Origin of the sequence: Lonsdalea britannica (genome assembly GCF_946477055.1) — a bacterium.
GTDB lineage: Bacteria > Pseudomonadota > Gammaproteobacteria > Enterobacterales > Enterobacteriaceae > Lonsdalea > Lonsdalea britannica_A.
In genome coordinates, this window is record NZ_CAMKXG010000120.1 from 1 (window position 1) to 10219 (window position 10219).

10 protein-coding genes are annotated in these 10219 nt (G+C 58.5%); 4 read left to right on the forward strand and 6 right to left on the reverse strand.

Going from position 1 to position 10219, the window contains the following annotated elements; genetic code table 11:
- Window positions 1-245, reverse strand: a 245-nt coding sequence (locus Q7O77_RS09705; protein WP_304166340.1) for an alpha/beta fold hydrolase, incomplete at its 3' end; no start/stop codon positions are given.
- Window positions 246-314: 69 nt separating this feature from the next.
- Here Q7O77_RS09705 and gntX point away from each other — a divergent pair.
- Together gntX and nfuA are read left to right on the forward strand one after the other, a co-directional pair.
- Window positions 315-1019 (forward strand): DNA utilization protein GntX, encoded by a 705-nt coding sequence (gene gntX / locus Q7O77_RS09710; RefSeq protein ID WP_304166343.1) that lies wholly within the window; start codon window positions 315-317, stop codon window positions 1017-1019.
- A 59-nt stretch (window positions 1020-1078) separates the two neighbouring features.
- Window positions 1079-1654, forward strand: coding sequence for a Fe-S biogenesis protein NfuA (gene nfuA, locus Q7O77_RS09715; protein WP_085652852.1), 576 nt, complete (start codon window positions 1079-1081; stop codon window positions 1652-1654).
- Window positions 1655-1705: 51 nt separating this feature from the next.
- Here nfuA and malQ read toward each other — a convergent pair whose 3' ends face one another.
- The 4 genes from malQ to glpE all read right to left on the reverse strand — a co-directional run bounded on the left by malQ (window position 1706) and on the right by glpE (window position 6463).
- Window positions 1706-3811, reverse strand: coding sequence for a 4-alpha-glucanotransferase (gene malQ / locus Q7O77_RS09720; RefSeq protein ID WP_304166348.1), 2106 nt, complete (start codon window positions 3809-3811; stop codon window positions 1706-1708).
- Between the two features lie 642 nt (window positions 3812-4453).
- Window positions 4454-5212 carry a DeoR/GlpR family transcriptional regulator gene (locus Q7O77_RS09725; RefSeq protein WP_304166351.1) on the reverse strand — a complete coding sequence of 253 codons (759 nt, stop codon included), beginning with the start codon at window positions 5210-5212 and terminating at the stop codon, window positions 4454-4456.
- 3 nt (window positions 5213-5215) lie between these two features.
- The gene (glpG, locus tag Q7O77_RS09730) at window positions 5216-6052 is read right to left on the reverse strand and encodes a rhomboid family intramembrane serine protease GlpG (RefSeq protein WP_304166353.1); all 837 of its coding nucleotides are present in this window, start codon (window positions 6050-6052) and stop codon (window positions 5216-5218) included.
- A gap of 90 nt (window positions 6053-6142) precedes the next feature.
- Window positions 6143-6463, reverse strand: coding sequence for a thiosulfate sulfurtransferase GlpE (gene glpE, locus Q7O77_RS09735; RefSeq protein WP_304166366.1), 321 nt, complete (start codon window positions 6461-6463; stop codon window positions 6143-6145).
- 229 nt (window positions 6464-6692) lie between these two features.
- Here glpE and glpD point away from each other — a divergent pair, with 229 nt between their 5' ends.
- Window positions 6693-8246, forward strand: coding sequence for a glycerol-3-phosphate dehydrogenase (gene glpD, locus Q7O77_RS09740; protein WP_304166356.1), 1554 nt, complete (start codon window positions 6693-6695; stop codon window positions 8244-8246).
- Between the two features lie 129 nt (window positions 8247-8375).
- Here the strand turns inward: glpD and asd are convergent, their stop codons facing one another.
- Complete coding sequence (asd, locus tag Q7O77_RS09745) at window positions 8376-9479, reverse strand: aspartate-semialdehyde dehydrogenase (protein ID WP_304166360.1); 1104 nt, start codon at window positions 9477-9479, stop codon at window positions 8376-8378.
- A 201-nt stretch (window positions 9480-9680) separates the two neighbouring features.
- On the opposite strand from asd, the gene Q7O77_RS09750 reads away from it, so the two are divergent.
- Window positions 9681-10219: YhgN family NAAT transporter (locus Q7O77_RS09750; protein ID WP_304166363.1), on the forward strand; the 539-nt coding region annotated here is incomplete at its 3' end.

Consider the following 10219-nt stretch of genomic DNA (forward strand, 5'->3'; position numbering starts at 1 on the left):
GACCAGCCCAGCCAGATGGCTTTCTCGGGCGCGCTTTTCAGCACCTCGGCGGCCATCTCCGCCAACGGCATCGGCCCAAAGCCCTGACTTTGTCCATAGCCTGGCAGGTCGGCGCGGTGCAGGCGAAAATGCGGCGCCAGTCGCGGAATAATGCTGTTCCAGACCTGAGCATTCAGTCCCCATCCGTGCAGCAGCACAATGTCTTGTTCGCCTTCGCCTTCCGTCTGCCAATGCAACGTAGCCATGCGTTATTGTCCTTCTTCTCAACGTAAAAAAATGATGTCGCGTCGCCGTTCATCATGAGGGGAAACAGGATGTTCACCTTTTTGGCGCAGTGCCGGCTTTGCCGGCAGCCGCTGTATGATAGTCATCATGGGATATGCAGTCACTGCCTGCGTCGTCTTCCACCACCGCCCTGCTGCTGTCCGCGCTGCGGTCTGCCCGCGGCCTCGGCATCGCTCCCCTGCGGGCGCTGTCTGCAACATCCGCCGCCCTGGCATGCCCTTCTGTTCGTCTCCGATTATCGGCCGCCATTGGATGCGTTGATCAAACAGCTGAAATTTTATGGTCACGGAGATCTCGCCCCCGCGCTGGCGCGCCTGCTGTGGCTGTGCTGGCGCGAGCGCTATCGGCAGTCGGCGCTGAGCGCGCCGCAACCCCGGTTCCCCCGGCCTGACCTGCTGTTGACCGTACCGCTGCATCGGGGACGGCAGTGGCGCAGAGGCTATAATCAAACGGCGCTCTTGGCCGCGCCGCTGGCACGCTGGCTGCGCTGTCGCTACGAGGCGGACGGCCTGACCCGCACCCGTGCCACCCCGCCGCAGAGGCTATTGACCGCCACAGCCCGCCGCCGCAATTTACGCGGGGCATTTTGCTGTACGCTGCCGTTAGCGGGGAAACGGGTCGTTGTGCTGGATGATGTGGTAACCACAGGCAGTACGATGGCGGAGATCGGTCGGGTACTCATGAGGCAGGGCGCGGCGCACATCCAGGTCTGGTGTCTGTGCCGAACCTTGTAGTCACCGGCGGGATGGGCGTATTATAACCAACTGGCGTAGTCAACTATTGAGTTAATATTATGATCCTTATTACCGACAGTGCTCAGGAGCATTTTGTCAAACTGCTGGCAAAGCAAGAGGAAGGCACCCAGATCCGTGTTTTCGTCATCAATCCCGGCACCCCGAGTGCTGAGTGCGGTGTTTCTTACTGCCCGCCCGATGCCGTTGAGCCGAACGATACCGAGCTGAAGTTTGAGAAGCTGTCGGCCTACGTCGACGAGCTCAGCGCCCCTTACCTGGAAGATGCCGAGATCGATTTCGTCACCGATCAGCTGGGCTCCCAGCTCACGCTGAAAGCGCCTAACGCCAAGATGCGCAAAGTGGACGACGATGCCCCGCTGGTCGAACGCGTGGAATACGTCTTACAGTCGCAGATTAACCCGCAGCTGGCAGGCCACGGCGGACAGGTTTCACTGATGGAAATCACCGACGACGGCTTTGCCATTTTGCAGTTCGGCGGCGGTTGCAACGGCTGTTCTATGGTCGATTACACGCTGAAAGAAGGGATCGAAAAAGAGCTGCTGCAGAAGTTCCCGGAACTGGCTGGCGTGCGCGATCTCACCGAGCATCAGCCCGGCGAACACTCTTACTACTGATTTCACCGCGCTTCAGGCTGCCGACCCCGAACGGGTCGGCAATCGCCTCGCTCACCTCCCGGCTGGCGCGCCGCCGTTCCTGCTCGGCAGCGGTCCATTTCGCCGCAGATCGATATCCCGTACCAGCCGTTCCAGATAGCTATCCCCGAAGATGGAATCCAGCGACCGACTCAGCTTGCGCCGCCAGTTGGGGTACTGCTTTTCGCCGCCCGGTACGCAGACCGGCGTCGCCATATCCAGCCACTCCTCCAGTCGCAGTCCCAGCAGGCCGCTGGCGCTTTCCGCCAGGTAGCGCTGTATGCCGCGATTCAGCTGGGCGCTCATCGTGGTCAACGTCGCATTGCGTCCCACGCGCTGAGGCAGATGACCGTGATGATGCAGCGCGTCCAGCAGCGCCTGTTTCGCCTGTTCACGCGCCTTGAGTCGGCGGCTCAACAGCACGTCGCCGGAACACAGTCCAAGCTCGTGCGCCAACATCAGGTCAATACTTTGCCAGTAGCCCCGCAGCGTCGGTAAATCGTGCGTGGTCACGGTCGCCATCGAGCGCGGCGGATAATCCTGCGGCGCGTAGAATTCTCCCTGCTGGTTGCGTTCGAAGAACAGGACTCGACAGGAGTAGATGCGGCTATCGCGCAGTTTGCTGACCATACCTTCGGGCAAAACGCCCTGTTCATCGCCCATCACCATACAGCGATGACGTTGGCTCTCCAGCGCCAGAATCGCCAGCAGATCGTCCACGGGGTAATAGATAAAGCCGCCGTCTTCCGATGCGCGCTCCTGCGGAATCCACCACTCGCGCATCAGCGACGCCACATGATGGAGGCACACCGCGCTGGTATGCGCCATATTGCTGCGGATCATCTCGATGAAAGGCTGGTAGCCGTAGCGCTGTAGCTGAACCGGATTGACCGGCGCCAGCGGCTCGCTTTGTCCCTGCGGCATCCGCGTTTGCGGCACGGCGCCGATACTGGCGTCGAGGCAAAATAAGGGACGCTCCTGCCAGCTATCGGCGCTGCGGCACGCCACGCCTTCCGCTACTTCGCGATAAAGCCCCAGCGGCATCCCCAGCTGCTTGCTGTGATCGTAACAGGCGGCCAGCTGTTCATGGGCCAGCCACTGCAGCCAGCAATAGAACATGATCTCTTCAGCGTGAGACTCGCGAAAGCTCACCACGCTTTCTCCCTGCGCATCCTGATAGCGTTCCGGCCATTGGCTCCAGTCGCTGAATGTCTCGCCGTGACGTTCGAGCCAGGCGTATAACGCCTCGTAAGTGGCCTGCTGCCGCAACCTGTCGCCGCCGCGAGAGATAAAATGCTGGAAAGCGAGCTGACGCGGATCGAGCACGCTGCGCAGGTTGAAGTGCTGGAATGACAGACGCAAAGCGTCCAGCTTCAACGTGGTGACCGCTCGATAGTCTACCCAGCGGCTGCCGCGGACGGCGGACAAGCGACGCTGAGTCTCGTCGCTTCGCCACCACCGCTGCGCCTCTTCGCTCTGGAGGAAATCATCCACGTGATTGACGTCGATATAGATGGTGTTAATCCCGTAGCGCGACGAGGGGCTATAAGGATTGACGTTATCCGGTTCGGAGGGAGAGAGCGCATGCAGCGGGTTAAGCCCGACGAACGCGCCGCCGCGCCGCGCCACCTCTTCAAGCAGCGTTTTCAAATCGCCGAAATCACCGATGCCCCAGTTATGCTGAGAACGCAGGGTATACAGCTGTACGGAGACGCCCCACCAGCGTTTTCCCTGCGACAGCGCCTCCGGTTCATAGCAACACACCGGCGCGACAATCGCCTGACAGCGCCATCGCCGATCGTCCTGCTCCAGCGTCAGACGATGATACCCCTGAGGCAAAGGCTCGGGCAGCGTCAGGAATGTCCCCCCGGCGATCTCGCCTTCAATCAGTCCGCCTTGCTCGTAGTGGAACGTCCAGCGATAGCGGCCGTTGCCCTGCACCCAGATCGTCACAGGTTCACCCTCGCGCCACACCTTCACTGGCGGAATCGGCTGGTCATTGATCCCCTCTGCGCTCAGCAAACTCAGCAGTTTCGCTTGTGTCGACCTGTCGATTTTTTGGTGGCGACCGGTGTCGTCAACGTAGGTCTCGGCGATGGAGATTCGCCGGGGTATCGTTTTATTAGCCTCTAACGCCATGTTTATTGCTTCCTTAACAACGCATCTGCCCCATACGTTTTGATCATCATGAGTCCGATCGGCATGAACATCCCCATAAAAGAGAGCGCGATTCACCTGGCGGCAGAACAGTCGCGCATCCGGTTACGGTACAGCGAGTCCACTCGGCTGTGTATGACTGTAAAAAAGAGCGGGACTGTCGATAGCTCTCCGGGAGAATGCCCGGTCAGCCAGCGATTTCCGGGGTCAAGCCATTCGCTCCGCCCTCATCAGACGCGTAGCGATCATACTCCTTCAGTCTGCGGCTGAGAGCGATTCAGTGGGCGATACCGTCGTTTCACAGTGCCTTCGGATCGCCGCAGAATGCGCGATAACGCGAAGGCCACGACGGAGTCTGTCGAGCCAATATCCGGATGGTCGCCGGTGAGAGTGACTGATGTAGACGTTGCCTGCATCACGTTACCGGCGGTAGATGGCAGCCTAATCGAACGCCTGCATCCAAGCAGGGTATAGCGGAACTATATCTAGCCGATAATCATCGTGCAATTACCGCTGATAGATGTAGCAAGATCAACGCGTTATATCACCGCCGCCGGTAAGCGTTAATGTTCCAATCTCCGCGCATAGCGGCATGAAAACAGAGGAGAAACCCACGCTTTCGCGTCAGCACAACGACAGCTGCACTTTGGACTGTTCGATAATTTTCAGCACGCCCGCGGGTGGCAGCCGATCGGTAAACAAATAATCGATCAAATCCATATTGCCGAGATTCACCATCGCGTTACGGCCGAATTTGGAGTGGTCGGTGACCAGCATGACGCAGCGGGAATTGTCGATAATCGCACGTTTGGTGCGCACCTCGTGGTAGTCGAACTCCAGCAGGGAGCCATCCATATCGATGCCGCTAATCCCCAGAATGCCGTAGTCGAGGCGGAATTGGGAAATGAAGTCCAGCGTCGCTTCGCCGATGATGCCGCCGTCGCGGCTACGCACTTCGCCACCGGCCAGGATCAGGCGGAAATCTTCTTTGCCTTTTAATAGGGTCGCCACGTTAAGATTATTGGTGACCACGCGCAGTCCCTTGTGATTCATCAACGCATGCGCGACCGCTTCCGGCGTGGTGCCGATATCAATAAACAGCGTAGCGCCGTCCGGGATTTGGCTCGCCACCTGACGAGCGATACGGGCTTTTTCATCCGACCACATCATTTTGCGGTCGTGATACTCGGCGTTGACGGAACTGGAAGGCAGCGCGGCGCCGCCGTGGTGACGATGAATTTGATTCCGTTCGGCCAGATCGTTGAGATCGCGACGTATGGTCTGCGGGCTGACGGCAAAATGTGCCACCAGCGCTTCGGTACTGACGTAGCCCTGCTGGCGCACCAGCTCGATAATGGCCTCATGTCGCTGCGTTTGCTTCATGATTTATCCTCTCCCTGTCGGCGCGCGACGCCCGGTATCCCACCATGCCATCAGCAGCCCCACCACCAACCCCGCAACGTGCGCGCCATTGGCGATGGACATGCCGAATACATCGAAATAGCCCGCGACCAGCCACAGGACAGAGAACACCATCAGGCCCCGCGGTAGATGCAGCGGTCCGTCAGGTTGACGCTCTCCCCGCAGCCAGACATAGCCCATCAGGGCATAGACCACGCCGGAAAGACCGCCGAAATAGACACCGCTGAACCACGACTGCACCCAGCCGCTCAGCGCCGCAGACAGCAGCAGGATCACGAACAGCTTGCGAGTCCCCAGCGTTTTTTCTACCGGCCCGCCGAGATACCACCACCACATCAGGTTAAACAAAATATGCAGCAGCGAAAAATGCAGCAGAATATGGCTGAACCAGCGCCACAGCTGCATCTCCTGCCCGCTATCCGGATAGGACAGCAGCACCATCATGTGTTCGACGCCGTAGAACTGCATCAGCAGATAGACCGCGACGGTGACCACCAGAACCGCCAGCGTCAGTGGCCCCGCGCGCTGACGGAGTTCGTTGGCAAAGGAGAAAGAGGGGTAGCGCAGTCCCGTGCGGGTCGAGCCGCTTTGCCAGCTGGCCGCCTGATAACGCGCGTGCCAGGGTTCATCCATGAAACGTTCCAGCTCTTTGTCCACCCGCGCCAGCTCGCTATCATCCTGCAGCCATAGCTCATACTCGCCGTCGTTGACGCGTATCGCCAGCCGAATGTGCTGTGTGCGCATGTAATCCACGAACGCCTGAGCCTGGCGCGGGTTGGGTAAGGCGATAATCCGGATCATGGTGGTTACGCTTCTCGCTATATCGTTCAATGAGCTTGATTCTAAAACATTTAGCACGGGAAAATCAGCGCCATCCCCAACGAATCCCTATCAGCCTGCTGACGTTTCCTCCGGAAAGCGTCGTTGCCAGGCCTCAAAACCACCGTCTACGCTGTACACCGAAGAAAATCCGAGGCTAAGCAGGTACTGAGCGGCGTTGCGACTGCTGATGCCGTGATAGCACAACACCATCACCGGCTGTTCGAAATCCGCGCTCTCAACAAAGGCATTCAGCGTGTCATTGGTCAGATGGACCGCGCCCGGCACGTGCGCGGCCGCGAAACTTTGCGGGTCGCGAATATCGACCATAACGGCCCCTGACTGCCTGCGCTGATAAGCCTGCTCTACATCAATCGCCTCAAACTGCTCCATCATTCTCCGCCCCCTTTGTTATCAAATTGTGTCTATTGTATCTCACTCCCTTCGCATGGCCCCACAAAAGCCGGCAGCAAGCCTGTATTTCTCTCACTATGGACCCATTATTGTTAACTGAGTCACGTATAAATGTTTTTATTTGGTTAAACCTTGGCATGGATGTTTGTTTGCGATTATCATCGTGAGCGAAAACGAACATTTTATGCGGGATACGGCGGAGGGGAATGTGGAAACCAAAGACCTGATCGTGATCGGCGGGGGAATTAACGGCGCGGGTATTGCTGCAGATGCGGCAGGCCGGGGCCTGTCAGTACTGCTGTTAGAAGCGCAGGATCTGGCTTGCGCCACCTCTTCCGCCAGCTCCAAGCTGATTCATGGCGGCCTGCGCTATCTGGAACATTACGAATTCCGACTGGTTGGCGAGGCGCTATCCGAACGCGAAGTCCTGCTGAAAATGGCGCCGCATATTATATCGCCCATGCGCTTTCGTCTGCCCCATGAACCCCACTTGCGTCCGGCGTGGATGATCCGCGCGGGGCTGTTTATGTATGACCATCTCGGTAAACGCGTCAGCCTCCCGGCCAGCCGCGGCCTGCGCTTTGGCCCCGAGTCGGCCCTGAAACCGGAGATGACGCGCGGTTTCGAATATTCCGACTGCTGGGTCGACGATGCCCGGCTGGTGGTGCTGAACGCGCAGGAAGTGGAGCGCCACGGCGGCATCGTACGCACCCGCACCAAAGTCACGCGCGCGCATCGGGTCGACGGCTTGTGGCATGTCGAAGCGGAAGATGCGCTGACCGGCGAAACGCACAGCTGGCAGGCGAAAGGGCTGGTGAACGCGGCGGGACCGTGGGTCCGAAGCTTCTTCGACGAAGGGCTGTCTCTGCCCTCGCCCTACGGTATCCGGCTGATTAAAGGCAGCCATATCGTGGTGCCGAAAGTCCATGACGAGCCGCAGGCCTACATTCTGCAAAATCAGGATCACCGTATCGTTTTCGTCATTCCCTGGATGGATGAATTCTCCATCATCGGCACCACCGATATGGAGTACCACGGCGATCCGCGTCATGTGAGTATTAATGACGACGAAGTCGACTATCTGCTGGACATCTATAACCGCTACTTCAAGAAACCGCTGACCCGCGAGGACATCGTCTGGAGCTACTCCGGCGTGCGACCGCTATGCGACGACGAGTCCGATTCGCCGCAGGCCATCACGCGCGATTACACGCTGGCGATCGACGACGACCACGGGCGAGCTCCGCTGCTCTCCGTCTTCGGCGGCAAGCTCACCACATACCGAAAACTGGCGGAACACGCGCTGGACAAGCTGGCAAAATACTATCCGCAGGCCGGTAAAGCCTGGACGCAGCAGGCGACGTTGCCGGGCGGCGACATTCAGGGCTCTCGCGATGAGTACGCTTCCCGCCTGCGTCAGCGTTATAACCTGCCGGAATCCCTCGCCAGACGTTACAGCCGTACTTATGGCAGCCAGAGCGAACAGCTTTTGGGCGATGCGCGCAGTGTCGGCGAACTGGGTGAACACTTCGGGCATATGCTTTACGAAGCCGAATTACGCTATCTGGTTGAACATGAGTGGGTCGTCTCGGCAGAAGATGCGCTGTGGCGCAGAACCAAGCTCGGCATGTGGCTGGATGACAATCAGCAGCAGCGCGTCAGCGCCTGGCTGGATCACGACCGACGCCAGCGCTCGCAGCAGCATGCGGAGGACGCGATCCCGTCACGGCATGCCATGACCGCCGGACCTCAAAGTCATTAGCGTATCGGCATAGCTCGCTACAGAACCCCGTGAAAACGCAAGTGCGGTACAGGAAACGGTGGTGAAGCAGGAAAAAGCAGGAAGGAAAAACGCCCCAGCCACGCAGCCTGCGCGGTGGGGCGATTCTATTTAGAGCAGGATACGCAACATACGACGCAGCGGTTCCGCCGCGCCCCACAGCAGCTGATCGCCGACGGTGAAGGCTGACAGGTATTCCGGTCCCATATTCAGCTTACGCAGACGACCTACCGGCGTGGACAGCGTACCGGTCACGGCGGCAGGCGTCAGTTCACGCATGCTCAGCTCGCGGTCGTTCGGCACCACTTTCACCCAATCGTTGTGGCTAGCCAGCAGCTGTTCGATTTCCGGCACCGCCACGTCTTTTTTCAGCTTGATGGTGAATGACTGGCTGTGACAGCGCAGCGCGCCGACGCGAACGCACAGACCGTCAACGGGAATCGCATCGCGGGTCGCCAGAATCTTGTTGGTTTCCGCCTGACCTTTCCATTCTTCACGGCTCTGGCCGTTATCCAGCTGTTTGTCGATCCACGGGATCAGGCTGCCCGCCAACGGGACGCCGAAATTGTCGGTCGGCAGCGTGCCGCTACGCGTTAGCGCGGTCACTTTGCGTTCAATATCCAGAATGGCGGAGGCCGGGCTCTGCAGCTCTTTCGCCACTTCGGCATTCAGCATGCCCATCTGCACCAGCAGTTCGCGCATGTGGCGAGCACCGCCGCCGGACGCCGCCTGATAGGTCGATACGGACACCCAATCCACCAGATCATTTGCAAACAAGCCGCCCAGAGACATCAGCATCAGGCTGACCGTGCAGTTACCGCCGACAAACGTTTTGATGCCGTCATTCAGGCCCTGCTGAATCACCGCATGGTTGACCGGGTCCAGAATAATAATGGCGTCATCGCTCATGCGCAGCGTAGACGCGGCATCAATCCAGTATCCCTGCCAGCCACTTTCACGCAGCTTCGCATAGACTTCGTTGGTATAATCGCCGCCCTGACAGGTGATGATAATATCCAGCGCCCGCAGCGCCTCCAGGTCGTAGGCATCCTGCAATACGCCCTGCTGCCCGCCGAACGTTGGAGCCGGCTGACCGTGCTGGGAAGTGGAAAAGAAAATCGGGCGGATAGCATCGAAATCGCGTTCTTCTACCATGCGTTGCATGAGTACCGAACCGACCATTCCGCGCCAGCCAATAAAACCAACATTTTTCATGTTTGCTGTCCTGCTTGGGGGTGACAAAAGAAGTCTGGCTGCCGTTTCTGGCAGTAACATTGTTTAAAGTGATGGCCTTCAACCTTACAAAATGTACGTAAAGTCGCAAGTTAATTTATTCAATCTCGTGGGCTTTTTAAGCAGCACAGCTAATAACCGCGCGTCAATTCGCGCCTCATGACGACAGGAGTCAACCGCCACATGACCGAAATGATCTCAGCCACCGTTCTACTGCTGCTCATCATGGATCCGCTGGGAAACATGCCGATTTTTATGTCGGTACTGAAACCCCTGCCCGCCAAGCGTCGTCGCGTCGTGTTGATCCGGGAAATGGTGATTGCGCTGGGCGTGATGCTGATTTTTCTGTTCGCGGGAGAGAAAATTCTGGCGGTGCTGAACCTGCGTACTGAGACCGTGTCGATCTCCGGCGGGATTATCCTGTTCCTGATTGCCATTCGCATGATATTCCCTTCGCCGAAAAATGAGTCCAACGGCCTGCCGGAAAGCGATGAACCCTTTTTGGTGCCGCTGGCAATCCCTCTGGTCGCCGGTCCGTCGATATTGGCGGCGCTGATGCTGCTTTCTCACCAGTATCCGCAGAAGCTAGCTCATCTGACCCTGGCTCTGTTTATCGCCTGGGGCATCTCTTTCATGATTCTGCTGATGTCTAACCTGTTCCTGCGCCTGCTGGGAGACCGAGGGGTCAGCGCGTTGGAAAAACTGATGGGGCTGGTGCTGGT

Bases quoted from the DNA above. Each gene is read 5' to 3' on its own strand.
- gntX (WP_304166343.1), top strand. From the start codon at position 315: ATGTTCACCTTTTTGGCGCAGTGCCGGCTTTGCCGGCAGCCGCTGTAT.
- nfuA (WP_085652852.1), top strand. From the start codon at position 1,079: ATGATCCTTATTACCGACAGTGCTCAGGAGCATTTTGTCAAACTGCTG.
- malQ (WP_304166348.1), bottom strand. From the start codon at position 3,811: ATGGCGTTAGAGGCTAATAAAACGATACCCCGGCGAATCTCCATCGCC.
- Q7O77_RS09725 (WP_304166351.1), bottom strand. From the start codon at position 5,212: ATGAAGCAAACGCAGCGACATGAGGCCATTATCGAGCTGGTGCGCCAG.
- glpG (WP_304166353.1), bottom strand. From the start codon at position 6,052: ATGATCCGGATTATCGCCTTACCCAACCCGCGCCAGGCTCAGGCGTTC.
- glpE (WP_304166366.1), bottom strand. From the start codon at position 6,463: ATGGAGCAGTTTGAGGCGATTGATGTAGAGCAGGCTTATCAGCGCAGG.
- asd (WP_304166360.1), bottom strand. From the start codon at position 9,479: ATGAAAAATGTTGGTTTTATTGGCTGGCGCGGAATGGTCGGTTCGGTA.